General features: G+C 68.7%; 38 protein-coding genes and 1 pseudogene. 2 read left to right on the forward strand and 37 right to left on the reverse strand.

Annotation, left to right across the window (positions count from 1 at the left end):
* Positions 1 to 109: 109 nt before the first annotated feature.
* From OHB41_RS25865 to OHB41_RS25995, 27 genes are all read right to left on the reverse strand, one after another.
* Entirely contained in the window at positions 110 to 385 is a 276-nt protein-coding gene (locus OHB41_RS25865; protein WP_266700562.1) for an HNH endonuclease, read from the reverse strand.
* 16 nt (positions 386 to 401) lie between these two features.
* Positions 402 to 653 carry a hypothetical protein gene (locus tag OHB41_RS25870; protein WP_266700563.1) on the reverse strand — a complete coding sequence of 84 codons (252 nt, stop codon included), beginning with the start codon at positions 651 to 653 and terminating at the stop codon, positions 402 to 404.
* A 275-nt stretch (positions 654 to 928) separates the two neighbouring features.
* Positions 929 to 1,129, reverse strand: a complete 201-nt coding sequence (locus tag OHB41_RS25875; RefSeq protein ID WP_266700564.1) for a hypothetical protein — start codon at positions 1,127 to 1,129, stop codon at positions 929 to 931.
* A 187-nt stretch (positions 1,130 to 1,316) separates the two neighbouring features.
* Entirely contained in the window at positions 1,317 to 3,446 is a 2,130-nt protein-coding gene (locus OHB41_RS25880; RefSeq protein WP_266700565.1) for an FtsK/SpoIIIE domain-containing protein, read from the reverse strand.
* A gap of 84 nt (positions 3,447 to 3,530) precedes the next feature.
* Entirely contained in the window at positions 3,531 to 3,866 is a 336-nt protein-coding gene (locus OHB41_RS25885; RefSeq protein WP_266700566.1) for a hypothetical protein, read from the reverse strand.
* A gap of 2 nt (positions 3,867 to 3,868) precedes the next feature.
* On the reverse strand, positions 3,869 to 4,063 hold the full coding sequence (locus tag OHB41_RS25890) for a hypothetical protein (protein WP_266700567.1): 195 nt from the start codon (positions 4,061 to 4,063) through the stop codon (positions 3,869 to 3,871).
* 96 nt (positions 4,064 to 4,159) lie between these two features.
* Complete coding sequence (locus OHB41_RS25895; RefSeq protein ID WP_266700568.1) at positions 4,160 to 4,474, reverse strand: hypothetical protein; 315 nt, start codon at positions 4,472 to 4,474, stop codon at positions 4,160 to 4,162.
* Positions 4,471 to 4,647: a hypothetical protein gene (locus OHB41_RS25900; RefSeq protein WP_266700569.1), complete on the reverse strand. Its 177-nt coding sequence runs from the start codon at positions 4,645 to 4,647 to the stop codon at positions 4,471 to 4,473. The genes OHB41_RS25895 and OHB41_RS25900 overlap by 4 nt, the downstream gene beginning before the upstream one ends.
* Positions 4,644 to 5,507, reverse strand: coding sequence for a MerR family transcriptional regulator (locus OHB41_RS25905; RefSeq protein ID WP_266700570.1), 864 nt, complete (start codon positions 5,505 to 5,507; stop codon positions 4,644 to 4,646). The genes OHB41_RS25900 and OHB41_RS25905 overlap by 4 nt, the downstream gene beginning before the upstream one ends.
* A complete protein-coding gene (locus OHB41_RS25910; RefSeq protein ID WP_266700571.1) occupies positions 5,504 to 6,235 on the reverse strand; it encodes a DUF6907 domain-containing protein in 732 nt (243 codons plus the stop codon). Before OHB41_RS25910 ends, OHB41_RS25905 begins: the two co-directional genes overlap by 4 nt.
* Before the next feature lie 193 nt (positions 6,236 to 6,428).
* Positions 6,429 to 6,638 carry a hypothetical protein gene (locus tag OHB41_RS25915; RefSeq protein ID WP_266700572.1) on the reverse strand — a complete coding sequence of 70 codons (210 nt, stop codon included), beginning with the start codon at positions 6,636 to 6,638 and terminating at the stop codon, positions 6,429 to 6,431.
* A gap of 80 nt (positions 6,639 to 6,718) precedes the next feature.
* On the reverse strand, positions 6,719 to 6,883 hold the full coding sequence (locus OHB41_RS25920; protein WP_266700573.1) for a hypothetical protein: 165 nt from the start codon (positions 6,881 to 6,883) through the stop codon (positions 6,719 to 6,721).
* Complete coding sequence (locus OHB41_RS25925; protein WP_266700574.1) at positions 6,876 to 7,502, reverse strand: hypothetical protein; 627 nt, start codon at positions 7,500 to 7,502, stop codon at positions 6,876 to 6,878. The genes OHB41_RS25920 and OHB41_RS25925 overlap by 8 nt, the downstream gene beginning before the upstream one ends.
* Positions 7,493 to 7,810, reverse strand: coding sequence for a hypothetical protein (locus tag OHB41_RS25930; RefSeq protein WP_266700575.1), 318 nt, complete (start codon positions 7,808 to 7,810; stop codon positions 7,493 to 7,495). The genes OHB41_RS25925 and OHB41_RS25930 overlap by 10 nt, the downstream gene beginning before the upstream one ends.
* Positions 7,807 to 8,004, reverse strand: a complete 198-nt coding sequence (locus tag OHB41_RS25935) for a hypothetical protein (protein WP_266700576.1) — start codon at positions 8,002 to 8,004, stop codon at positions 7,807 to 7,809. Before OHB41_RS25935 ends, OHB41_RS25930 begins: the two co-directional genes overlap by 4 nt.
* Positions 8,005 to 8,017: 13 nt before the next feature.
* Entirely contained in the window at positions 8,018 to 8,530 is a 513-nt protein-coding gene (locus tag OHB41_RS25940; protein ID WP_266700577.1) for a single-stranded DNA-binding protein, read from the reverse strand.
* Positions 8,531 to 8,602: 72 nt separating this feature from the next.
* Positions 8,603 to 9,034, reverse strand: coding sequence for a hypothetical protein (locus tag OHB41_RS25945; protein ID WP_266700578.1), 432 nt, complete (start codon positions 9,032 to 9,034; stop codon positions 8,603 to 8,605).
* Positions 9,031 to 9,366: a hypothetical protein gene (locus OHB41_RS25950; RefSeq protein WP_266700579.1), complete on the reverse strand. Its 336-nt coding sequence runs from the start codon at positions 9,364 to 9,366 to the stop codon at positions 9,031 to 9,033. The genes OHB41_RS25945 and OHB41_RS25950 overlap by 4 nt, the downstream gene beginning before the upstream one ends.
* Entirely contained in the window at positions 9,363 to 9,584 is a 222-nt protein-coding gene (locus OHB41_RS25955; RefSeq protein WP_266700580.1) for a hypothetical protein, read from the reverse strand. The genes OHB41_RS25950 and OHB41_RS25955 overlap by 4 nt, the downstream gene beginning before the upstream one ends.
* A complete protein-coding gene (locus OHB41_RS25960; RefSeq protein ID WP_266700581.1) occupies positions 9,581 to 9,793 on the reverse strand; it encodes a hypothetical protein in 213 nt (70 codons plus the stop codon). The genes OHB41_RS25955 and OHB41_RS25960 overlap by 4 nt, the downstream gene beginning before the upstream one ends.
* Before the next feature lie 155 nt (positions 9,794 to 9,948).
* Positions 9,949 to 11,553, reverse strand: coding sequence for a YfjI family protein (locus OHB41_RS25965; RefSeq protein WP_266700582.1), 1,605 nt, complete (start codon positions 11,551 to 11,553; stop codon positions 9,949 to 9,951).
* On the reverse strand, positions 11,550 to 12,413 hold the full coding sequence (locus OHB41_RS25970; RefSeq protein ID WP_266700583.1) for a hypothetical protein: 864 nt from the start codon (positions 12,411 to 12,413) through the stop codon (positions 11,550 to 11,552). The genes OHB41_RS25965 and OHB41_RS25970 overlap by 4 nt, the downstream gene beginning before the upstream one ends.
* Positions 12,414 to 12,497: 84 nt before the next feature.
* Positions 12,498 to 12,761: a hypothetical protein gene (locus OHB41_RS25975; RefSeq protein ID WP_266700584.1), complete on the reverse strand. Its 264-nt coding sequence runs from the start codon at positions 12,759 to 12,761 to the stop codon at positions 12,498 to 12,500.
* Complete coding sequence (locus tag OHB41_RS25980; protein ID WP_266700585.1) at positions 12,758 to 12,949, reverse strand: hypothetical protein; 192 nt, start codon at positions 12,947 to 12,949, stop codon at positions 12,758 to 12,760. The genes OHB41_RS25975 and OHB41_RS25980 overlap by 4 nt, the downstream gene beginning before the upstream one ends.
* Complete coding sequence (locus OHB41_RS25985; protein ID WP_266700586.1) at positions 12,946 to 13,122, reverse strand: hypothetical protein; 177 nt, start codon at positions 13,120 to 13,122, stop codon at positions 12,946 to 12,948. Before OHB41_RS25985 ends, OHB41_RS25980 begins: the two co-directional genes overlap by 4 nt.
* On the reverse strand, positions 13,119 to 13,469 hold the full coding sequence (locus OHB41_RS25990; protein WP_266700587.1) for a hypothetical protein: 351 nt from the start codon (positions 13,467 to 13,469) through the stop codon (positions 13,119 to 13,121). Before OHB41_RS25990 ends, OHB41_RS25985 begins: the two co-directional genes overlap by 4 nt.
* Before the next feature lie 68 nt (positions 13,470 to 13,537).
* Positions 13,538 to 13,840: a helix-turn-helix transcriptional regulator gene (locus OHB41_RS25995; RefSeq protein WP_526024962.1), complete on the reverse strand. Its 303-nt coding sequence runs from the start codon at positions 13,838 to 13,840 to the stop codon at positions 13,538 to 13,540.
* A gap of 109 nt (positions 13,841 to 13,949) precedes the next feature.
* On the opposite strand from OHB41_RS25995, the gene OHB41_RS52675 reads away from it, so the two are divergent.
* Positions 13,950 to 14,804 (forward strand): helix-turn-helix domain-containing protein, encoded by an 855-nt coding sequence (locus OHB41_RS52675; RefSeq protein ID WP_526025060.1) that lies wholly within the window; start codon positions 13,950 to 13,952, stop codon positions 14,802 to 14,804.
* Between the two features lie 28 nt (positions 14,805 to 14,832).
* Here the strand turns inward: OHB41_RS52675 and OHB41_RS26005 are convergent, their stop codons facing one another.
* Positions 14,833 to 16,323, reverse strand: coding sequence for a recombinase family protein (locus OHB41_RS26005; RefSeq protein WP_266700589.1), 1,491 nt, complete (start codon positions 16,321 to 16,323; stop codon positions 14,833 to 14,835).
* A gap of 37 nt (positions 16,324 to 16,360) precedes the next feature.
* On the opposite strand from OHB41_RS26005, the pseudogene OHB41_RS26010 reads away from it, so the two are divergent.
* A pseudogene (locus tag OHB41_RS26010) lies at positions 16,361 to 16,639 on the forward strand (ATPase, T2SS/T4P/T4SS family); the annotation flags it as partial.
* Positions 16,640 to 16,721: 82 nt separating this feature from the next.
* On the opposite strand, the gene OHB41_RS26015 reads toward OHB41_RS26010, so the two are convergent.
* The 9 genes from OHB41_RS26015 to OHB41_RS26050 form a co-directional block, all read right to left on the reverse strand.
* The gene (locus OHB41_RS26015) at positions 16,722 to 16,979 is read right to left on the reverse strand and encodes a GntR family transcriptional regulator (protein ID WP_266700590.1); all 258 of its coding nucleotides are present in this window, start codon (positions 16,977 to 16,979) and stop codon (positions 16,722 to 16,724) included.
* A gap of 1,164 nt (positions 16,980 to 18,143) precedes the next feature.
* Positions 18,144 to 18,290 carry a ribbon-helix-helix protein, CopG family gene (locus OHB41_RS26020; RefSeq protein ID WP_266700591.1) on the reverse strand — a complete coding sequence of 49 codons (147 nt, stop codon included), beginning with the start codon at positions 18,288 to 18,290 and terminating at the stop codon, positions 18,144 to 18,146.
* The gene (locus OHB41_RS26025; protein WP_266706127.1) at positions 18,287 to 18,874 is read right to left on the reverse strand and encodes a transfer protein spdA; all 588 of its coding nucleotides are present in this window, start codon (positions 18,872 to 18,874) and stop codon (positions 18,287 to 18,289) included. The genes OHB41_RS26020 and OHB41_RS26025 overlap by 4 nt, the downstream gene beginning before the upstream one ends.
* 488 nt (positions 18,875 to 19,362) lie before the next feature.
* Entirely contained in the window at positions 19,363 to 19,623 is a 261-nt protein-coding gene (locus tag OHB41_RS26030; protein WP_266700592.1) for a hypothetical protein, read from the reverse strand.
* Positions 19,616 to 19,804, reverse strand: a complete 189-nt coding sequence (locus OHB41_RS26035) for a hypothetical protein (RefSeq protein WP_266700593.1) — start codon at positions 19,802 to 19,804, stop codon at positions 19,616 to 19,618. The genes OHB41_RS26030 and OHB41_RS26035 overlap by 8 nt, the downstream gene beginning before the upstream one ends.
* 77 nt (positions 19,805 to 19,881) lie before the next feature.
* Positions 19,882 to 20,580, reverse strand: coding sequence for a hypothetical protein (locus OHB41_RS26040; protein ID WP_266700594.1), 699 nt, complete (start codon positions 20,578 to 20,580; stop codon positions 19,882 to 19,884).
* A gap of 71 nt (positions 20,581 to 20,651) precedes the next feature.
* Positions 20,652 to 21,431: a hypothetical protein gene (locus OHB41_RS26045; RefSeq protein WP_266700595.1), complete on the reverse strand. Its 780-nt coding sequence runs from the start codon at positions 21,429 to 21,431 to the stop codon at positions 20,652 to 20,654.
* Positions 21,432 to 21,452: 21 nt separating this feature from the next.
* Complete coding sequence (locus OHB41_RS52680; protein WP_526024963.1) at positions 21,453 to 21,692, reverse strand: competence protein CoiA family protein; 240 nt, start codon at positions 21,690 to 21,692, stop codon at positions 21,453 to 21,455.
* A gap of 38 nt (positions 21,693 to 21,730) precedes the next feature.
* Positions 21,731 to 21,991 carry a hypothetical protein gene (locus tag OHB41_RS26050; protein ID WP_266700596.1) on the reverse strand — a complete coding sequence of 87 codons (261 nt, stop codon included), beginning with the start codon at positions 21,989 to 21,991 and terminating at the stop codon, positions 21,731 to 21,733.
* Positions 21,992 to 22,967 lie beyond the last annotated feature (976 nt).

A 22,967-nucleotide genomic window follows, 5' to 3' on the forward strand; every position in this document is an offset into this window, starting at 1 on the left:
TACGGAAGCCAGGTTCCGAACCGCCGCTTGCTAGCGATCATGATCGCCATTCCCGCGCCGACCCCGGCAGCGTCGAAGAGTACGAGCAGCCAGACAACCGGTGACATGGTCACCACCTCCGCGAAGATCTCTGGGGCCTGCTGGGCGTCGTCCTGTTGCCCCTCGCACTGTTGCACCGCCGGTGCGCTGAGCGGGCGTTGACGGGGTCGGTGAGGTTGCCGCCGCGGGACAGCGGGATCAGGTGGTCGAGGGTGAAGGCGAGCGGGTGCCGGCGGCCGTCGACGTCTGGCGGGATGTTGTGGCCGCAGATCCAGCACGGGAGGCCGAGGGCCTTCTGCGCGGCGACGAGGCGGCGGTAGGGGCGCCCGTTGCGGATACCGGCCACGGGCGCCCACCTCCGTCTATGCGTCGCCGAGGACGTCCTTGCGGGCTTCTGCGGCCTTGCGGTTGAGGGTGCCGGTCATGCGGAACAGGGCGACGGTGAGGGCGAGGAACCCGGCGACGAGGAGCAGCTGGGTGATGACGCTGACGATGTGGATGTTCTGGGTGGCCAGGGCGATGGCCAGCAGGATGAAGTTGCCGCAGGCCCACGCGAACCAGATGCGGAGCTTCTCGACGCGGACGGCGCTCTGGACTTCTCTGTAGCTGGTCATGGTCCCCCCAAGGGCTGCGGATGCTGAGTGGGCATCATGCGCCGTTGGGGGGCGTTGTGGTGGCGGTGTGGCTGTCCTGTGACCCGTGGGGGTGAGGGACGGCGGCGCGGGCGGGTGCGCTCCCGCTTCCCGGTCGCCCAACCGGTTTCCGCGCCGCCGTCGGGCACGACGAAGCCCCGGGGGCGCGGGGCCGCTCCGGGGCTTCGTGTGCGTCTGTGGTGCCGGTTGAGGGCACAGTTGTACACGCAGATCGTCACACGCCGTCTGACCTGGGGTCAAGCGGCGGCGCGTGCTTGTCGTTCGGCGAGGAGCGCGGCGACGTCTGCGACGGCGTACCAGGGGTGTCGTTCGGTGCCTCCGACGCGCTTGAGGCGGCCTCGGTAGACGAGGTTGCGGACGCCGCCGGTGCTGGTGCCGAGGGCGCGGGCGACGTCGCGGGTGGTGTACCGGCCGGGCGGGGCGAGCTCGTCTTCCATGCCTCCATGATGCGGCAGCGGTGTCGTCTGCGGGGTGGGTCCGGATCACTGATTCGGGTCGCTTTTGGCGTGCGGGGCGAGACCCCCGAAACTCGAAACCTCCCAGCTCACGCCCGATATCGGGGCCGAAACCGGTTTCGGATCAAGGTGAAACCACAGCCTTGATCCGAAACCAGCCTGGCGGGCTCTACTCGCCGTCTTCGGCGGCGGGCAGATCGGCGTACCGCAGGCCCTTGGCGCCGCCACAGCACTCACGGATGGTGAGCTGCTTGGTCGCCACCTTGAGCGGCTTCAACGCCGCGCTGAGCGCCGTCGACGACTCGGCAGGCTCCATCTCCAGCCAGGCCTTGTACAGGTCCGGCCGGTAGGGGGCCAGGGCTTCGACGAGCCGGTGCGAGTGGATCGCCTCGACCCCGTCCGGCCAGATCGCGCGCAGGTGGTCGACGATCGTCTCGACGTCCTGCTCCTCGACCTGCGCGCCCACCGCCTGTCCAGTGAGGGTGCCGGCGGCGGTGCGCAGCGCGAGGGCGCGCTTGCCGACCTCCTCGGCCTCGGTCTGCTTGATGAACGCGGCGCGCACGGTGAAGCCTTCGCGGCCACGGGCGAGGATGCCGGTTCCCTGCTCGTCGACGCTGATGTCTGTGGCGCGCAGGCCGCGGTCGTAGGCGCCGGTGCCGAGGACGTTGTTGTTGGCGCGCCAGTCCATGACGGCGAGGCACAGGCGGGTGCCGACGCTGCTGGAGACCGAGGTGGGCAGGGAGTTCGCGTCCGGGTTCTGGGTGAGCAGGATGAGGATGAGGCCGTAGGCGCGGCCCTTCTTGATGAGGCGGGTGGCCAGGGCGGTGGCCTCGTCCTTGTAGTCGGGGTGCGTGAACAGCTCCTGGACCTCGTCGATGACGATGACGCGCGGCCCGAGCTGCTGCTCCGGGTACTTCTCGGCGAGCGCGCGGGTGACGCGCCGGCCGTCGGGGACCTCGGACGCGGGCAGTCCCTTGATGAACTTGGCGCGGCGCTGGTACTCGGCGATGCCGGAGCGCATGCCGCCGAGGGCGGCCTCCAACTCGGGGTCGTCGTCGCCGGACACGTACCGGTGGCAGATCGGCTTGACGGCCTCGAGGTCGCCGGATCCCTTCAGCTCGTAGATCCACAGTTCGGCGGTGGGGTCGAGGGCGACGCCGAGGACGACGGCGAGGGCGCAGGACGTCTTGCCGGAGCCGGGGATGCCTCCGACCAGCAGGTTCGAGTACATGAGGGTGATGTCGATGAGGTTGCCGCGCGGGTCGAAGCCGTAGGGCAGCGGCTCGTACACGTCGGCGGTGCCCTGCTTCATGAGCGGCCACAGCTTCCGCCCGGACTTCGCCGGGTCCCGCTGGGCAACCCAGAGCACCAGGCGGCCCGGGTGCGCGGTGCGGTCGACGGAGGGCCACACGGTGCTGATGGGGCGGCGCATCGCCGCGGCGAGTGCGGCCCGCTTCTCCAGGACGGCGGTGGCCTCGACGCCCGGCGGGAGGTCGACCTCGGCGCGCCAGCCCGGTCCGTCGCGCATGACCTCGGCGGCGAACTCGACGCCCCGCTTGCCCTTCTTGCCCTCGATGCCGATCGCGGCGAGCGCGTCGATCACCTCGGTGGAGTCGAGGCGGCGCAGCACGTTGGTGGCGACGTAGCGGGTGACCAGCGGCTTTCCGTCGCTCTTCTTGCCGTTGAGGCCGACGAGGGTGGCGGCGGCGAGCGTCGCGGCGAGCGTCCAGCCGGGCGCCAGGAAGCAGCCGGCCAGGGTGGTGACACCGGTGGTCGTGGCGACCACCAGTGACACGATGCGGCGCGGCCGGACGCGGCGGGAGTGCTCCCGGGACAGGGACAGCCACGCCTCGATGTCCGCGGACGCGGCGGCCCTGGCCTCGACCGGGCGGGCCTCCGTGTCCGCCACCCAGCGTCCCCAGCGCAGGACCATGCGGGCGAGGCCGCGGGGCGCCCTGGTGAGCAGGCGCAGGGCGTAGACGGGCAGGCGGATGGCGTGGAAGGCGGTGACGTGTCCGTAGTAGGACGCCGTCCAGCGGGCGGCGTTGACGAACTCGGCGGCGTTGCGCAGGAAGGTCGGGACGACGGGCGGGGCGTCGGCGAGGTACGCCTGTCGCTCGGCGATCCACGTGCCGGTCGGCAGCTGTTCGGCGGGCGGGTCGACGGGGCGCGGCTTGGCGTCCTGGGCGACGTCGATGATGGTCTCGGTGAGGGTGTCGCGGGCGTCCTCGGTGAACGCGTGGGCGTCCTGGGCGTCCTGGGGGGCGTCCTTGTGGAGCTGGACGACATTGTTCGTCATGCTGGTGGCTTCCTGCCTCTTGATGGGTGCGGGACGCCCGGGGACGGCGGCAGCTTGGCGGTTGGACGCCGTCCCCGGGGCTGGCTACTTGTAGCGGCGGAGCTCGTTCTGGATGCGGCGGGCGGCCTGCTCGTGGTCGTGCATCTCGCGGCGGGCGGCGGCGCGTTCGGGTCCGCTGCTGGTGCGCATGGTGACCTTGGCGGTGGCGGCGGCCTGCTGCTTTTCGGTGAGGCGGCGCTGCAGGGCGGCGACTTCGCGGGTCCCGCGCTCCTCGGCGCGCCGCTCGATACGGTCGGCCTCCCGCTTGATGCGGTCGTCGATGGTGTCCTCGTTGCGGTCGCCTGCTGCGGACTGCTTGAGGGCCTTCAGTCCGAGTCGGGCCAGGCGGAACTTCTCGCCTGTGGTGTACGAGCTGGGCATGGTCAGACCTCCGGGGTCTCGGTGAGGGCCTGGGCGATGGCGACGTGGGTGAGGGCGATGTCCGACCACAGGCCGCCGGCCCGGCTGTGTGCCTCGGAGCGCTGGTTGTCCGGGTTGTAGCGCTCGGCTTCTCCAGCGAGGTTCTCGGCACGGAGGACGGCGGCCTCCGCCAACTTCAGGTGCTGCTCACGGTTCATGGGGTCTCTCCCTGGTCTCGGGTCCGGGCTGTCCGGCCCCACCGCACCCCCGCAGGTGTTCCATTTGGAACACCTGGCGGAGGACGGAAGGGCAGGTCAACCCTTGCGCTGGTAGTCGCGCCACATGGAGCGCAGGACGAGCAGGCAGCAGGTGACGGCCACCGCGCCGACGGCGACGGCGATCGCGGACAGGGCCAGGGAGATCGCGCACACCGACCCGGCGAGGCCGATCGCGATCCACTTGCCCACGCTGAACTGCGAGGTGGCGGGGTCGGGTGGCGGGGCGGCGGGCTGCTGCTGGTTCTGCGCCAGCTTGGCCAGTTCGACCGCGGCGAGGGCGACCTGTACGGCGGCACTGTTCACGGCCGCTTCGGAGGCGGCGGCCTCCGCCTTGGCGAGGGCGTCACTCATCGTGCCCACCTCTTGATCTTGCGGGCGACGCGAGGCCAGAACAGGACGCCGGCGGCGAACGCGAGGACGGGCGGGCAGGAGACGGCGGCGGTGGCGCCGAACAGGGCGAGTTGGAAGAGCGGCGGCCAGGCCACGACCAGGGCCAGGAGGGCGCCGAACAGGATCCGCATCATGCCGACACCTCCGCGTACTCGGGCAGCTGGTCAGGGTGGAAGAGGTTGCGTCCTCGGGCGTCCTTGCTGTGGACGGTGAGGCGTCCTACGGCGACCCAGGAGCGGACGGTGGACATCTCGATGCCGTACCGCTGGGCGACCTGGGCGGACGTCATGAGGGGCGGCTCGGGCGGCGGTCCGTCGTCGGTGTCCTCGGCGTCCTGGTCCGTCCCGCGCGGGAGTTCAGGCGTCCCGGTGACGTCCTGCTGGTCCTCCCGTTCCAATGTCACGGTGGGCACCGGGCGGGCCGTCATCGGCAGCAGACGAGCGCCGGGCGGGACCACCTCGGGGATGGGCTGGACGCTCGGGACGGCATCGGACGCGATCGCGTCCTGGGCGTCCGGTGCGTCCTGGTGGGCGTCCGGCGGGCTTGCTGCGAGGTGCAGCAGGTGCCCGACGACGGCTGGCGGGACGAGGCTGGTGACGGCGATCAGGACGGGCTGGTCGGCGATCACGTGCCCGGTGGTGATGAGGTGCGACACGACCTGCGCGGCCATGGCGAGGCCGAGGGCGAGGCACGCGCCGATGATCGCGGACCAGCGGCCTCGGTCCCCGCGGCGGCGGGTGGAGGCGACGGCGGCCGCGATGCCCGCGTAGGCGGACAGGACGACCGGCATGCCGTAGCTGAAGGGATCTGCCCAGCCAGCGGTCTCGGCGAGGTGGTACTCGCCGGGCGCGCACATGAGGAGGGCGACGCCGAGGACGACGGGCCGTCCGCCGGCGGTGAGGCCGCGGACCCACAGGGGTGCGGCCGTGTGCCGTACCCCTTGGCTGGGCTGCGGCCGGAACAGGCGTGCGACAGCGCGACGGATGCGGCTCATGCCTGGCCCCCGTTCCGGAGGTGCCGGGCTTCGGCGGCGAGGCGCTCGAGCCGGAGGGCGGCCGCGCGCAGGCCGTGGGCGACTCGGCCGACGCCGTCGGGGTCGACGTCCGCGTTGAGGTCGAGGTTGACGGAGACGACCGGATGCGGCTCCGGGCGCTGTACGAGGTAGGGGGCGTGGGTGACGAAGGCGTCGAGGAAGTCGACGTAGCCGTGGCTGCCGATGGAGCCGGCACGGACGTGGCGCCCGTTGTGGGTGACCTCGTCGAGGGTGCCGACGGTGTCGCTGTCGTGGCCGGTGCACCAGGCGGGCTCGGGCAGGACGACTTCGCCATGGTCGAGGGTCTGCAAGGTGACGGTGCCGTCCCGGTAGAGGGGCTGCTGCGTCTTCAGCGGGGTGAGCTCCCGCCGGGTGTACGCCCGGTCGATGGCCGCGTCGAGCTCGGCGGCCTGGTCGGCGCTGAGGGAGGCGTCGGCGGCCTGGAGTTCGGCGTCCGAGCTGAAGATGGCGGCGCCCGCGAGGTAGCCCTCGATTTCCCGCCGGGTGTCGGTGACGGTGAGCTCCGCGAGCGGGGGTTCGCCGGCCAGTTCGGCGTGGCCGATGGCGAGGGCAGCGCGCAGCTGCTCGCGGGTGACGGTGACGGACAGGGTGACGACCGCGAACGGCGTGCTGCTCTCGTCGCAGGGGAACGTCTCGGTGGGCCCGAACGCGGGCACGTCGGCGGTCACTGGTTGCCGCCCTTGGCGCGCACGCGGCGCAGGGCCTCGTCCATGTCCGGGTCGCTGTCGCCCGGACGTGCGGGCATGGAAAGATCGGCCATAGCCGGATCTCCTCCTGGTCTTGTCAGGAAGTGGGCTTCGGTCAGGCCCTTGGTCGGGATTGCCGTCCCGGCCTTGGGCCGTCTTCAGTTGTGGGGTGTAGCTACAGGCGCTTGGCCTTCAGCGCGTTGATGGCCCGGTTGATGCCGGCCCGGGTGACCCCGAGCTCTCTGGCCACTGCTGCTTGGCTGCCCAGTTCGGCTTCGCCGTCGATCAGGGCTTGCGCCCGTTCGTCGGTGGCTTCCTGGTACGCCTTCTGTGCGGCGTTCTGCTTCTGGACGGCTGCGTCATGGCGCTCTTTCCACGTAGTCACGTCCCTCCTAGTACCGGAAGCGGTGGCGGTTCCACAACTGTAGCCAGGGGTGGCGACACTCGTCAACACCCGTGGCGACATCATGCGGACCTCTTGGCCCGCTGGAACGCCTCATGGATGAGCCGCTGCGCCTCCGCCAAGTGACGGGCGTAGATCTTCAGTTCGGCGGTCGGGTCGACCGCCTCGCCCGTGCACTGGGTGCCGCGCCCGGACAGGACGCGGCACGTCACGATCCGCTCAGGCATCCGACGCCTCCTTCGGCTGGTAGTGCATGAGCAGCAGCAGGTCCTGCTCGGTCCGGTACTCCGTCCCGCACCACCGGCACCGCACCACCCGATCCGACCCGCGGGACAGGACCGCGCCGCACACCGTGCCCGCGTCGTCCGTGACCGCGACGCACAGCCCCTCGCGCGCGGGCCCCGTGTCCGCGCCGAGGGAGCGCAGTTCGCGCTCCAGCTCGTGCAGCTCTCGCGCCATCTCGCCGGCCGCCGGGTAGCTGGAGACGATCCACTCCAGCTCCATGCCCAGCCACCGGCAGTCCGCGGCCAGGCCGGACGGGGGCGGCGCGGAGTGCTCCGGCCACCGGGCGCGCTGCACGTCCACGCGCCGGGCGTGGACGACCTTCGCCGCCCGGTTGGCCTCCATGAGGTCGAGGACGCTCTCGTTGATCGGCGACCTCGGCCCGGCGCCCCGCCCGGTGACGGGCTCGCCGAACCCGGTGCGCGCGGGCACCAGGTGCAGGGCGAGCTCGCCGTCCAGGACGGGCAGCGTGGTCAGGCGCAGGGCCAGCTGCACGGTGTGGCGCTCGCACAGGTAGCGCCCGCCGGCGGTCTCGCCGCACAGCTCGCACGCGTTCACGTCCACGTCGTCTCCGTGTGGTCGTACTCGGTGGCGCCGCACGCCGTGCCGTACCCGGAGGCCGTGCACGGCGCGTCGAAGCCATCCCCCGAGTAGCGGTGGGTTCCGATCGGAAACTTCTGCTTGCCGCGGGCGTCCAGCTGGTCCATGGCGCGGCCGAGGTCGGCCATGGCCTGGAGGTACATCTGGTGCAGCGGGTCGACGACTTCCATCAGGCCGTCGACGACGGATTCCGCCGTGGACCTGAAGTCGCCATCCGGGTCGGTGAAGGGGGCGAGCCTCGCGCGCAGGGCGTCCCGCAGTTCCGCGGTCACACCCGGCTCCGGTTCCGCAGCCGGTAGAGGCGGAAGCCGCTGTAGAACAGGTCCGCGGTCGCCTGCTTGCGTGCGGCCCGTGAGGCGGCGGTGCTGCGGCGGGACTGCTCGTCCCACCGCATGTGCAGCAGGTTCATCAGCACCACGCCGAGGCCCATGCCGATGATGAGCAGCTGGATCTCGTTGAGGGACACGTCGACTCCTAGATCAGAACGGGGGGTTCTCGGGGTGGCCGGCGGCGGCCGGGGCGGGCGGGGTGGTTGACCACCCGCCGCCCTGGGACTGGCCGTTGGCGGGCTGGGCTCCGCCCCGGGGGTCTGCGGTGGGCGCACCCCCTTGCTGCTGCCCCCCGCCGCTCGGGTTCTTGGTGACCTTGGCGGTGGCGCGGGTGAGGCTCGCGCCGACCTCGTCGACGTCGAGTTCGTACACGGTGCGCTTGACGCCCTCGCGGTCCTCGTAGGACCGCTGCTTCAGCCGGCCCTGCACGATGACGCGCATACCGCGCTGCAGGGACTCGGCGACGTTCTGCGCTGCCTGCCGCCAGACGGAGCAGGTCAGGAACAGGCTTTCGCCGTCCTTCCACTCGTTGGCCTCGCGGTTGAAGACGCGGGGGGTGGAGGCGATACGGAACTTGGCGACGGCCGCCCCGAACGGGGTGAAGCGCAGCTCGGGGTCGTCGACCAGGTTGCCGACGACGGTAATCACGGTCTCTCCGGACACGGAGGGCTCCTTCTGTGGTGTGCTGGACGGGTGGCCGGCCCGGTTCCCGCGGGCCGGCCGTTTACGTGCGGGTCAGGTACTGGTGGCCAGCCGGGCGGTAAGCCGCTCACTGCGCTGGAATCTCGAATCGCGGTTGAGCGGCAAGTCGAGGAAGTCCGCAGCCGTCAGGCGACGGCCGAGCCGCTGTTCGATGCAGCCGACACACAGGAAGCCGAACGGGCACATGCCCGACGCCTCCCACGTCTGGTCGGTGACCATGTACCGCTCGTCCGTGCTGTCGGTGCCGCAGTCCGCGCAGTCGTACTCCCACTGGTCGGTCATGCCAAGCCAGGCGTCTTTGGCTGAGGCGAGGAAGACGCACTCACGGCTGTCGACCCTGGCGGGGTGCAGTTCCGCATGGAGTTCCTCGGCGGTGGTCCACGCGCCAGGCGTGTCGGCGAACATGGCAAACACGGCCGAGCGGCGCCGGTTCTGGCCGAGCCAGTCGCGGAAGGTCACGGTCACTGGCGCTCCTCGACAGGGGCGGGCGGGAAGGTGAGGACGACGTGGACCCTGGCCCCGCCGAACTCGCCGTCGGCGGCGAGGCCGATCCACTGGTCGTCTTCGCAGGCGCCGCCCGTGACGGTCAGCTCGGTGCCGAGCAGCAGGGCGATGTCCCCAGCGAAGGCCTCGCGCATGTCACCGCGGCCGTCTGTCCAGGGGATGGCCACCAGGACAGCGTCCGGGGTGACGGTCAACTGCGGGTACACGCCGTAGAGATCGCGCAGGGCGGCGAGAGATTCGGTGAGACGGGCGGCCCGGGTGAACGCCAGGCGGGCGGTCTTCGCGGTGGTCATGAGTTCTCCTTCCAGTGGTCGCGGACGGCGGCGAACATCTGGTCGACCTTGGCGTGTGCGGCGACGGCGCCGATCGGGGCGTGGTCGGCGAGCTTCCGCATGCCGGCTTCGTCGATGACCAGGTGCGTGCGGCCGAAGGTGTCGGTGATGGTCTTCGTCTCGACGCCGAGCTCGTCGCACAGAGCCTTGGCGTCGACGTCGGTGAAGTCGTCGGTCACTGGATCTCCTCGGTGGTGGTGTCAGCCGTGACCGTCTCGGTCACGGTTCCGTCCGTCGTGCGGGCGGAAAGGTTGCGGAGCTTCTGTGCGTGGCGGGCGGCGAGGCCGCGCTGCCGGGCGGCTTTGAAGGCGGCGCGCCGGCGCTTGGCGGCTTCGGCTCGGGCCGCAGCGGCGGCTATCCGCTCTTGCACGAGGTCATCGACGTTCACGGCGGCCTTTCCTCCATTAATTCCATGGGTTGGGGACGTTCAAGGTGAGGGATGGGCCCGCTAGTGGTGACCCAGGGGTTAGCTCATGGTTACGCAGAGTAATAATTAGTTAGAAATAGGCTTACGGAGAGTCCTGGAGGTAATGCCAGGACCTCTCACGCGGCACCCCGAGGCATGGAATTAATGGAGATAACCCGGCTCTCCGTCCTGCTCGTCACATCCGGGTGGGTCACGAACCGGCGCTTCTGCGGTCGCCCCTTCTGCCCCTCCTTGCGCTCAGGCGGGTCGATCTGACGGGCCCAGCCGGCTCGCACCAGAACGTCCAATGCGTCGTCCACGTCAGCCATCTCCGTGCACCAGGCCTGACCCCGGACGCCCTTCTCCACATCGCCAGCAGAGAAGCGCCCTTCAACTTCCTTACGGCGCAGCCAGTCGAGGACCGCGCGGGCGGGCCCGAGCTTCGACTGACGCTCGGCCGACATCAGGTCGGACACCAAGCGGGCGTGAGCGATCAGGTAGGGAACCAGGGACACGGCGTCGTCCATCACGTCGCCCGGCACGATCAGCGCCTGCGGGTTCTCGAACAGGGTCAGGACCGCGGCGATGCGCAGCACTTGGCCGGGCAGCTTCTTCGCCCAGCCCTCGATGGCGGCAAGGTCGCCGTGCGACTTGTGCCGGGGCTCGAGCGCCTCCCAGAAGGAGCGGAAGGATTCCTTCGCCTTGCGGTCGAGCTGCATCTCCTGCGGCTCGTCGTCGTCCCAGATCGACGCCATCATGTCTTTGACCCGGGCGCCCCACGCCTGGCTGGTCTCTGGCGGGATGGGGTCGGTGTCGTACACGCGATCGCCGACGCGGCTGGCGGGCATCGAGAAGATGAATCGGGCCATCAGGCCGCGGGCTTCGAAAACGTCGCCGGTCTCGCCCATGCCGGTGAGGAATCCGGGCTGTACGGCCAGGCCGAGCGACAGGTTGGGGCGCTCGAGCAGTAGCGGCCGGCCACTCTTGCGGTTGACCGCGTGGGGTTCCTGGCTCCACGCCTTGAGGACGATCTCAGGGTTCGCGTTCTTGCTGTACCGGCCGCCGACATTGCCGAGGAACGAGCTCTCCGTGGAGAGCACGGCCAGGCGCTCGCCCTGCTCGGCGATGACGTCGGTTGCCGCCTCGGGCGTGGTGTCGTCGGCGATCAGCTGCGTGAAGACCTTGGGCTCACCGAGCAGGTCCAACTCATCCCGTGCCGCGTCGAGCAGGTCGCGCGCGGTCTTCCTCTTCGCCGGGTCGCCCGCCTTGATGACCTTGGACTCGGCGTCGGAGACGCATGCCTCCGCGATCCGCCTGTCCTGCTGGTCCCTCGCGATGGCCGGGCCGTCCTCCAGGCGGCGCCGCTTCTGCTCCTCGAAGATCGGTTTGGCCATGAGGCCCAGGGCAGGCGACTTCATCTCGCCGGGCGCCGCGACGGGCATGGTGTAGAGCGTGACGGGCTCGACCCAGTCCGGCTTGGGGCTGACGGTGCGTCGCCCGCCGATGGCGGTGGAGACGACGGCCATACCCAGCCAGGCGGGCAGGTCGACGGGCACCTGCAGGCTGTCGGAGACGGCCTGCGCCATGGTCCCGATGCCGCGCAGCTTGGACGCGTCCAGGTGCGGGGCGGGAGGCGGGTCGAGCGGTACGGGGTCTTCCCAGCCGCGGAGGTCTTCTGCGTGGACGCCTTTGTCCCAGGACGGGGATTCGACGTTCGGGGCCCAGTTGGGCGCGCTGCTCATGCCGCCTCCGCCGGGTCGCCGGGGTACGGGACGGGCGCCCACACCTGGTTGAACTCGGAGTCCGCGTGGCCGGCGGCGAAGTGGTCGGCGGCGTCCTTGCCGGTGAGGGCCTGGACGACATAGATGGAGCGGGCGATGCCGAGCAGGGTGTTGACGACGGCGACGGCGTGTTCGCGGCCTTTGTCGTCGCGGTCGGCGACGACGGTGACGTCTACGCCTTCGAGGTGCTGGGCATGCTCGGCCGTCCACTTGCCCGAGCCGCCCGCATTGCAGGTGGCGACGAGTCCGTGGTCGACGAGTGCGTGTACGTCCTTCTCGCCCTCGGCGATCCAGACAACCCGGTCGGCCTCCTTCGCCTCCAGGATCTGGGGCAGCCGGTACGGCACGACACGGACCAGGCGGTTGCCGTGCTCGTCGTTGAGGGACCAGCGGCGGCCGGACTTGGTGCTCGGCTCGGGCCGCCACTGCGCGAAACATTTGTGATCGCACCGGGTGACGCCGTGGACGGTCAGCTTGTTCTCGTCGCGGTAGACGTACTGGGCGACCCGCCGGTGCGCCTTGTCGCGGGTCTGGCACGGGATCCACTGGTCGTCCATGGGCCGGTCCCGGGTCCGCTCGAGCGGCTCGTCGAACAGGTCGGCGGCGGTCCAGCCGATGGCCTCCAGGAAGCCGCTGTTGTCGTTGCACTTGTGGCAGTGGATGACCACGCCGTTGCTGCCGCGGCTGATGGCGACAGTGCCGGGGGCATCGCCGTCGTGGCACAGGCCGGGGACCCGGAGGGCTCCGCCCTGGTAGCGGCCGCGCACTCCCATGCCCGCGAGATGATCCGCGAGCCGGTTGTAGGCGAGTGGTTCAGTCACGAACGTGCTCTCTTCTACGAGCTGGATCAGTGGTTCGTGTGGCGGGGCGGGCGCCGCTGGGGGATGCGTCGCCCGCCCCGCGGGTCAGGCCGCTCGGCGCTTGACCTGGGCGACGTCGTCGGCGATCGCGAGGATGTGGGCGCACCAGATGCGGGCCTTGGCCTGGGCGGACGGCCCGGTGGGCTGCTGCTCGAGGTCGTGCCGGATGGAGTCGAGGCACATTTCGTGCAGGGCCTTCTCTGCGGCGCGCTTCACGTACAGCTCGTCAGTGGTGGTGTCGGTCTGGCCGACCGCGTCGAGGGTGGCCGGCTCGGGCACGGGCCACTGGCCGGGGCGGTGCTTGCTCACGGCGTCTCCTTGCGGTGGATGGGCCAGCCGGGGCCGGTCGGGATTTCGGGCAGACCCTGCAGGGCTCGCGGGGTGTGGACGGGGCAGCGGTGTCCGATGACGTAAAGCCGGACGCCGTCGACCTCCTTGCAGTGGTGTCGCTGTTCGCCGACCCAGTGGCCGCACTCGGGGTGAGCGATGTCCTTCACGCCGCCTCCCGTGCCACGGGCTGGTGGAACGCGGCCCTGATCACGGCGCGCTGATGGTCCGTAAAGGGCGGAGCCTCGTCAACGATCGCGTCGATGCGCGCCCAGTACGCGGCGTTGCGGGCCTGGTCCTCGAACCGGACGGGGCGCGCGGCGCGGCGCTCTTCGTCGGTCACGCCTGCACCTCGCCCGGGATCTCGAAGCGGGTGACCTGGAAGACGTCAGGGAAGAGGTGCGCCGACAGGCCGAGGTGCTGGGTGATGAGGAAGCGGATGGCCGCGTCACGGGTGTCGTCGCCGAGGCAGGTCGGGCTGTAGATGGTGATGCGCCCCGATGCGGTGACGGTGACGTAGCCGAAGAAGCCCGGCTCGTTGATGCCGGTGGAGTCGAGGCTGCCGTTCACCCGAGCAAGCAACTCGTCCATCGGGAGGTCGCACACCTGGGCGGACGTGAGATTGTCGCGCTGGTCGATCGGAGTCGACGGCGCCTTTGCCGTCGCTGGCGCCTGTGCTTTCATGGCCATGAGGACGCGTTCTTTCCGGCGGCGGCACTGATGGGGTGGCTAGACCCCGGGTGCCGCCGTCTTGCTGGTTAGCGCTGGTGGACTGAGCTGTTCTCGTCAGACGGGGCCGGGTGGCTAGACCTGGCCCCGTCGCTGTTCTCCGGCGTGATGTGAAGAAGCTGCAGAAGGTCCTGAGTGACGACGCGGTAGCTCCGTCCCGCACGGATGACCGCGCAAGGGAACTCACCGCTCTTCGTCAGCGCGTAGGCCGTAGTTCGTCCGAGCCCGAGGGCGCGACCTGCGGTTTCTACGTCGATGCTCGCCGGCAAGGCCAGCAACTCACCCCTGCTCATCCCTCTGGTTGCGCCATCACGGCGCAGGTGTTGCGTCATCTCCACCCAACTCCTGTGTCACTTGGGTCGACATGACTGAAACTAGCGGATGGGTTGGCACAGTTCAACCCTCCCTGTAAGTTGGGTCGATATGGAGCAACTGGACTGGATGGCACGCGTTAGCACGACCATCGCGAACGAGGTACGCCGCATCCGTCAGCAGCGAGGCATGAGTGCGCAGCGCCTATCGGACAGGTGCGCAGAGCTTGGAGCGCCGATCCCTCGAACCGTTCTCTCCAACTTGGAGAACGGCCGACGGGGGAACGTGACGGTGGCGGAGGTTCTTGTTCTGGCGACTGCCCTTGGCGTCCCGCCGGCGACCCTGATTTTCCCAGTCGGCTACGAACAGGAAGTAGAGCCGCTTCCGGGGGTTTTGGATTCCCCGCTCCGAGCGGTCGACTGGCTTTCTGGATTCGCTGATATTAGCGACGTAACGCCAGGGGAGAGCGATGACGTAGCGCTGTACCGATACCGGAGGTACACGATGAGGATCGGGACCTTGATGGGCCGGCTGAAGGAGCTGCAATTTCTGGACGTTGACGACAGCCGGGCGGGGCAGGCGCGAGCAATGCATGCGGCATATCAAGACCAGTTGAGGCGTGCGATCGAGGAGCAAGCCGAAGTTGCCCAGCGCGCGGAGCGCGTAAGGGGAGACACCCCAGAGGGGTATGCGTTGATGGACGAACTATCGCGAATCAGTGAGCGGACTCTTGAACTTCAGCGCGCGGTAGCGGATGCACGAAGGGATGCGGAGGGGTTCACGGCACGGGCAGCGATGGGGCGCTCTCACCTTGAAAGCGTGCGCGCATTGGCCCTGTCAATCCGTGACGATCGAGAAGATATGCGGCAGCGTGGATGGCTTCTACCCGCCCTACCTGAGGATCTGCGCGAAATTGTTGAGACCGGCGATCCAATGGCGCGAACTCGAATTTCTGACAACACCGGGGGCGTCAGCGAGACGTGAGCGTTCCGAACCTGGCGGAAGGACCTCCTTAGGCCTTGCCGCGCTTCCAAGAGAATTGCACGGCGTCGTAGTCGAAGTACCCGCCGTCGGGCATGCGTCCTGAGCGCGGCTTGACCAGCGTGACGACGAGTGCCGCGCGCAGGACGTTGCGCTTCTGCTCCAGGCTCAGCGCCCGCCACGCCTTCCGCACGTCCGGCGCGCCGACCAGGCCGACGAGCGGATCCACTGTCGCCGCACGGGCGAGCTGCTTGGTGACGCCCTCCAGCTGGGCGCGGGCCGTCTCCATCCCCTCGGTGAACGGCTCCAGCTCGAGCTGCCCAGCACCGAACAGGCCCGCCAGGTCCGTCATCCGCCGGCGGATCTGCTCGCTCTCCGCCTGCAGCCCAGCCACGTCGATGTCCTCGGGGCCGGGCAGGAGCAGGTCCTCCGCGTCGTCCCGTGACAGCCGCGCGACGATCGTGTCCTCGACGTACTGGTCCACGATCTCCGCCCGCCGCCCGCCGCCGTGCCCGCTCGCACACTTGTAGCTCGGATACTGTCGCCCGCCGGACTGCGTCACGGTCATGCCGCGGCCGCACTCGTCGCGGCCGCACAGGTACAGCAGCGACCCCATCCACCTCGGCTGCGCCCCGCGGTTCGTCTGGCGTGACGGGTCCGACAGGATCGCCACGACGGCCCTGAACTTCTCCTCCGGGACGATCGGCTCCCACAGCCCCCGCCCGACTTCCTCGCCCCGGTACACGGCGATCCCGGCGTTCCTCGGGCGCACGAGCATGTCTCGCAGGTCCTGGTGGGAGATCGTGTTGCCGCGCGGCGTCTTCAGGCCCTTGTCCTCGCACCACTTCACGCACGAGCGGATCGACCCGCCGGACAGCAGCGTGTCCGTCCAGTGCAGGACCGCGGCAGCCTCCTCGGGTACGGGCTTGGTCATGTCGAGGACGTCGACCTCGAGCTCCTCGCCCGTCTTCCGGTCGACCCTCTTGGTCGTCTCGCCCGTGGGAACGCCCCAGCCGAACGGCCGGATCCCGCCCGCCCACTTGCCGGCCATGGCTTTCTGCTGGCGGGCGCGGGCGACGCGGTGCCCCTTGTGCTCGGACTCCTGGCGGGCGACGGCGCCGAGGATCCGCGCGGTCATCCGGCCGGACGGCGTGGCGAGGTCGATCGTCCCGGCCTGCACGGTGTGCGTGGCGACGCCGCGGCGCTCGGACAGGTCGATGTACTTCTCCAGCTCGGTGGGCGAGCGGTGGAGCCGGTCGGTGTGCCAGGCGATGACCACGGTGGCGGTGCCCTGCTCGAGGTCGGCGAGCATCTCCTCGTAGCGCTTGCGCTTCTTGCCGGAGAACGCGCTCACGTCGTTGTCGACGTAGGTCTCGACGACGTCCCAGCCGTGGCGTTTGGCCAGCTCCTCGCAGTCTTCCCGCTGCCGGTCGACGCCGAGGCCGGCGCCCGTCCGGTCCTGGGAGATGCGGCAGTAGATGACCGCGCGCGTCCGGCTGACCGCCGCTGGGGTGGGCTTCATCCTCATGAGTGTGGCTCACCAGTGGCGTCATTGTCCCGGGTTCGGCAAGACGACGCTGCTGAGCGCGCTGCTGGGGCTGGTCGGCCCCGGGGAGCGGATCGTGCTGGCCGAGGACTCGGCGGAGCTGCGGCCCGACCACCCCCATGTGGTCCGGCTGGAGGGGCGGCCCGCCAACCAGGAGGGTGCCGGGCTCGTGGCACTGCAGGACCTGGTCCGCCAGGCGCTGCGCATGAGACCGGACCGGCTGGTCGTCGGTGAGGTGCGCGGACCGGAGGTCGTGTCGCTGCTGGCGGCGCTCAACACCGGCCACGAGGGCGAGTGATCGGGTCAACCATACACGGCGACAGCTACCGGCGCCGCCACTTTTCCAGGGACGCTAGGGCGCCTCTGACCAGCGATTATGCGTCGTCTGATGCCGGAAGCGGGTCCACCACGAACGTCCCTCGCGCCGGACGGGTGACCACAAGTCCCGCATCCCGCAGGATCGTCAGCGCACGGCGCACAGTGCCTGGACCGACGCCATAGTCATGCGTCATCACAAGCTCACCAGGCAGGCGTGAGCCAGGCGGATACTCGCCGGTCCTGATCTTGCGCTCAAGAATCGCGGCGAGTTGCTCATAAACGTACGCGGGTGAGTCGGGGCTGATCTTGTCCACACTGCGACCGTAAACGCCTGCCTTCCACCGCGCATTACCTGCCGCTACTACCAACCGCTACCCACCACTACTCCCTATCGCCTACGCTTAGCGGACAACAAAAACGCCCCCAGGGTGGCCGGGCAAGGGCCAATCCCCAGGGGCTAGCCGACTGATTAGGAGTCGACCTATGACCGAGCCTACTGGCGCCCAAGGCGGCAGCAGCATGAGGCACCCGGACGTACACAACTCCAGCGAGCACCCGCACTGTGGCGACACCGGCCGTCTCAGCCGCTTCCCCTGCGTGCGTACTGCTGATCACGCTGGGCTTCACTGCGATGCCTTGGGCGTGAGCTGGCCAGTGGCGCGCGGACTTCGCACCCTCGGGTACGACGCAGCGACAGGCAAGCGGGCGTACGCCGTTACGGAGCCTGGCAGCGCGCTGGACAAGGCGGCAGACGTTGTGGCGCTTGAAACTGCCGCTACATGGCATGCGCTGGCTTCCGCCATGTGCGAGGCAGACGAGCCGCTCGGGGCCGAGGAAGGGGCGTTCGTGCTGGCACGTGTGGTGGAGTCCCTCGGCGAGCTGCTGACAATCGCGGCTAACGCCGTGGCCGGTAACCAGGCTGTAGACCTGCCCCTCTGGGGAGACAGCGCACGGGACATCGGCGCAGCGTTGCGGGGCATGCGCCCGTAGGCGCCGCTAGGAATATCGAGAGCGCCCCTGTACTGCCCAGCGCGGTACAGGGGCGCTCTGCTGTGTGTGCCCAGGGCGTATATCCCGTTTTGACGCCCGGCGAGTCGTTGGGCCAATGGGGATTACCGGCGGTAAGTCAAGACCAGTGAAGGTAAAGAATCTATTCGCTTCTAGCACACGGCGCGCAGCTTGGCAACTCAGGGCGCTAGCACAGGCAACGCCACAGCGCAAACGACCAGGTCACAGCTCTGAGCATACTTCCATCCCGCTGTCAACCAACGCATCTAACGACTCGTCACCTACATCTGAGACGGTGTGAGATTGCAAAATGTCAAGGCATCTGAGGCAACGTTAGGAAAATCAGTTATCACATAATGCCTGCTGCTGTCAACGTGACGTGCACCACATCCGGCCCAACTGCTCGCCGACGACAGAACGGCCCCTGAGCCACTCCCACAGCGGGAATGGACCAGGGGCCGGGGCGCTGGCTACGCCTCTGGCTCGTCCAGGTCGGCCAGCCTGCGCAGCGCCTCGCGCATCACCTTGTTGAAGCTCTGGCCGGAATCCTCAGCGATCCGGCGCAGTGCTTCCATCTCGTCCGACCGTAGGTGGACACGGATGCGGTTGTGACTCATGCGGCAGCCTCCTCGGCCATTCGCAGGTAACGGCGTCCGGTGCGCTCGGACACCCCAAAGTGGTCGGCGACCATTCGGCCGGTCACCGGTCGGCCATGCCGGTCAGCGAGGGTGGCCACGGTTGCGCGCATGTCCTCGACAGTCGGCGGGGTGGCCAGGGCGTCCGCCTCGCTGTCGGCAAAGTCCTGCCACAGGTCGACGTCCGGCCAACTGTCCGGCGCAGCCTCAGCGGGCGCAGGGGGCGCTATCGCTGGCGCGCTGGCCACGGGTGCCGACTCGGCCACGGCAGGCGCCTCAGCGGTCACCAGGGGGCGTGCTGGCCGATGCATCCGGTACAGGGTCACGGGGAACACAGCGTGCAGACCAGCGGACACCCAGGTATCGACGCTGGCGAGAGACTCAGCGGTCAGGACACCGGCCACGTTGGCGGACACGGCCACGGCCACGGCGAACAGGACGTCACGGCGTGACCGGACGGACCAGACTAGGAACAGGTCGACGGCCAGGGGCACGGCGTAGGACGGCCAGCCGGGCACCCCGTGCGTGACCGCTAGGTGTTGCTGGGTCGTGAAGCTGATGAGCATGGCGGCCAACAGGGCTGTGTACCGGGCCCAGTTGGCTACTGAATGACGGTTCAAAAGAGTCTCCAGGGCATGGCAGGGGCCCCCGGCGTAGGGGTCAACCAGGGGCCCGAGTAGGGAAGTTGGGGGCGCTGCGCGCTGTCAGTCGGCCACCAGGGCGAATGTCACCCCGAGTGATAGCCCGAGGTTCACTCGCTGTGACGGATGGGTTCAACGGAAAGTAGTGGACCGATTACGGAGCGCGCAGCCGGCCTGTGACGTAGGCCACAATCGGGGTCTTTGAACTGGGCGCACACCTCGGAGCCCTCCCCCGCGTTCTAGGTCCCCACCCCCCCTAAGGGGTCACCCCCCACCCCCTTGGTCACTCAATGCAACGTCTGACAGAAAGTCAGAACTTGAGAACATTGCATAGCGTGATGGGCGGGGGCACGGGGCCAGGCGGGCAGCCAGCCAGGCGGCCAGGGGCACCTACCAGTCTTGGTAGGTGGTGGTCAGTTCAGGTCGAGCAGATCGCGCAGCGTGCCGAGTGCCTCGTAGACGTCCACGCGTGCGCTGTCGGTAGGCATGAGCACGTGGTCGGCAAGGGTCTGCACCACCCGCGCTGGCTGCCCGTCGAAGGTGAGCCAGTCGGCAGCGAGGGAGGCACGCCTACGGCCGGACACAGCAGCCTCAGCCAGGCGGACGGCAGCGAGGTAGGCAGGCTCACGCGAGGGGGCCAGGTACGGGGCCAGGGTGAGCAGGGGATCAGACATAGTTCCCCCACTCGTCCTCGAACGTGTTCTCCCTGGTGCGCGGCGGGGTGTAGGCAGTGGCAGTGCCCTGGTCTATCCAGCCCTGCGCAACAGCGGACGGCACATTGCGCAGTATCTGCCCGCCGCTGAATACGGCGCCCTGGTAGGTGACTTGGAATCCGGCATTGATCTTGACGTACATGGTGTTCCTCGTTTCTCAGCGCCAAGGGGCCGACCACACACCGGTTTTGGTAGGTGGCCGACCCCCGGCGTAGTCGCTTATACGCCCTTGATGAAACTGTTGGTCGCACCGACAACCAGCCGCGCACGGTTGACCAGGTTGTCAGGCTCGCCATTCTCGGCGTAAGGGTCAGTGATGCCCATGGAATCCAGCGCGCCGAGAACCTGGGAGATTTCCTCAGAGCCTCGCGCGTGAGCATCGGCACGGGGCACATAGCCACCCCCGTACTCTCGCTGTTCGCCAGCCTTGAATAGCGCCAGGAAGGTGCGCACCTGGGCAGCCTGCCGGAATGCATCACGGGCAACGCGAGCGGCATTGTCAGCCTTGCGGTAGGCGTCAGCCGCAGTGCGCAGGGCGGCGCCAGCATCGGGGACCAGATCCGGCACGGCAGCAGACCATGCGCGGAACAGGGCAGCGTCAGCGGCTCGCAGGTCCTCGTATAGCGCCTGGCGGGCGCCCAGGGCACGGGCACGGCGCTTTTCAGCCTTGCCCAGTTCGGTGTCACCAGCGAACGGGTCCTTACCGGCACGGATGGCGGCAGCAGCGTTGCGCTTGTCGATCGCCTCGAAATGCGCCTTCCACATGGGGTCGAGCACGTCGTACTGCTCGGCCTCGAAATCCACCAGGCGCTCATAGGCAGCCTCGCGCGCTGCGTAGTGCTTGGCCACGTCGGCGGGTAGCTGAACGGGCGCCAGGTAGGTCGGAGTCGGGTCAACGAGCGGGATGTTGTCAGACATTGGTATTCCTCTCGGCGCCAGTCGGCGCATAGATGCGAATTTCAGCGGCAGTGCGCTTGGCGTGGCCGTGCTTACTGCTTCTCGGCGCCCGGGTCCACGTACTCAGCGTGGCCAGCCTTGACATGGGCGGCAGCGTGCGACTCGGCATGACGGCCAGTCAATTCAAGGACCTGTCCATTGGTCGCGCTGCGGATAGTGACTGCCTTGAATGTCGGCAGACGGCCGTAGCTGCTATCGATGGCGTTGACCTCAGCAGCGCCCCGCAGAGGCTTGCCGTATGGGTCAACGGCCGGTCCCTCGCTGGCAGTCATCGGCTCGGCGTCAGCGTGCTCCTGGTAATCGGTGTAAAGGGTCAGCTTGGCCCAGTTGGCGTGCCAGGAACGCAGCAGCAGGGCGGCCCCGTATTCGCCCCGCGCGCTGTCTGCGACCTGCTGAGCCGCTATGTAGGCGTCTGCGGCCTCGGACACCCGCTGCTGAATGGCAGAGCCGATGGTGCCGAGTTCGAGCCGTACAGCCTGCTTCAGCGCGTTGTCAGCCTTGACCACCTCGGCCACCAGGGCGCGCAGTGCGCCGACCACACGGGGCCGCTCGTCACGGGCCTGCGCCAGCGCGGAAGGAACAGAAAGCGGGTCCGCACCATTGGCGACAGCCTCACGCCCGGCAGCCTCATCCTTGGCGGCATACGCCGCTTCCCAATTGGACGCCGTAAGTTCGGCGTGGTCCGCCTCGAAATCGGCCCAGCGCCCATACGCAGCCTCGCGAGCGTCGTACAACTTGTGCACGCTCTTGGGCATCAGCGACTTGGGCGGTAGACCAGTGATGTCGGGGGAGTGGAAAATCTCGTCAGACACAGTGAATCTCCATTTCGCGCCCTACGGCGCATAGGTGGTTAGCTCCTGGGCAACACGCGCCCGGTATCCAGTGGTAGTTACTGCGTCACGGCGCAGCGGGCATTCCGAGTTGCGCCGGTGCGACCAATGGGGGCGCTTGTTGGTGTGCACCTGTAGCGATACAGGCGCAAGGCATCTGGGGCACATGAACGGCGCAGCGTCAGCGGGTGCATCCTCTGCGCTGTAGATGTCCATGAGGGACAGCGAGAGAGCGAACAACATTCGGCACACTCACCTCTTGCCCTGGCGTGAGCGGCCCATCAGCGCGCCATGAATGCACTGGCCGTCTGATGCTTCGCACGAATGGCGTTCATCATGGCTGCCTGTGACTGGGTCAGGGCTGCAAGGTGGCGGGTTAGCTCGGCCAGGGCGGCAACTGCGTCCAGGTCAAGGGAATCGTCCTGCTCGATCGATTCGGCCAGCGATGCTGCAACCTGCTCGACCGCGAAACGAGCGGCAGTGCTCGGGCTGTTCGGCCGGGCGTACTTGGGTGCGATGTCAGCGGGTGTGGGTGTCGTCATGGTGGATTCCCAGGGGTAGGCACCTACCAGTTTTGGTAGGTGGCTCAGCGAGTGAAATGGGTTGTCGCGCTGGCCGTCGCACAGAGGGCAGCCAGGGTGGTGAATACGGCGAGCAGCATGGGCGCTCCGATTTGCAGACTGGGAACGGTCGTGGACGGGCGGCGCAGCGCGTTGACCAGCGAGAATGCCCGAGCCGGCGAGGGGTGATCGTTTGCGTGAGCAGCGAGCAGGGCGCCCAGGCTGGCGGAAAACAAAAAGGCCCGTAGGCACCGGTTCACTTCGACCTGTCCTGCACGACAGGGAGTGAATCCGGGCCCACGGGCCTAGATCATGGGTGAGACTCGGTTTCAGGGGGTGCAGCCCTACCAGTTGTCTCGGGGCGCGTGGCGCCCTCGAACATATCTAGCGGTTCGATCGCACTTCCGTCGTGAACCGCCATACGGCCTACAGACAGCCGAACGCAGGCGCCCTGGCTGGATTCCCCAGGGCGAGACTGAGAGGCGCTCAGCGAGCCATACGGCAGGCTTGACACCGGATTACGCGCATGCTGGCGGCGTACTCGACCGGTCCCTTACAGCTCACACAGCGCAGGCAGTCAGCGCAATACGGCGGACCGTCAGCGGGTAGGGCCAGGTAACAGATTCGGCAGGGCTTGACCTTATGCACTGGCCCCCGCCTTTCGCTGGGCCCGGTAAAAGGCAGTCTTGCAGCGAGGGGCACAGAACCGGCGCGGACGACCCCGGCCACCCTCGTTACCGACCCATTCTCCGCAGTGCTCGCAGCAGTGGTCCTGACGCTCGCCGTCGGCGCTATTCGCTGCCCATGCCTGCTCGTTCTGGAGTTCCGCGCAGTCAGCGTCCGCCTGCTCGTCAAAGTCGCAGTAAGTCTGGTTCCCTCTCAGCGGACGGAAGGACTTGCCACATAGGCGGCAGACCTTGTCAGCGGGTTTGGGCTGCGCTTCCTTCCATGCTCGCTG

The organism is Streptomyces sp. NBC_01571 (genome assembly GCF_026339875.1).
GTDB lineage: Bacteria > Actinomycetota > Actinomycetes > Streptomycetales > Streptomycetaceae > Streptomyces.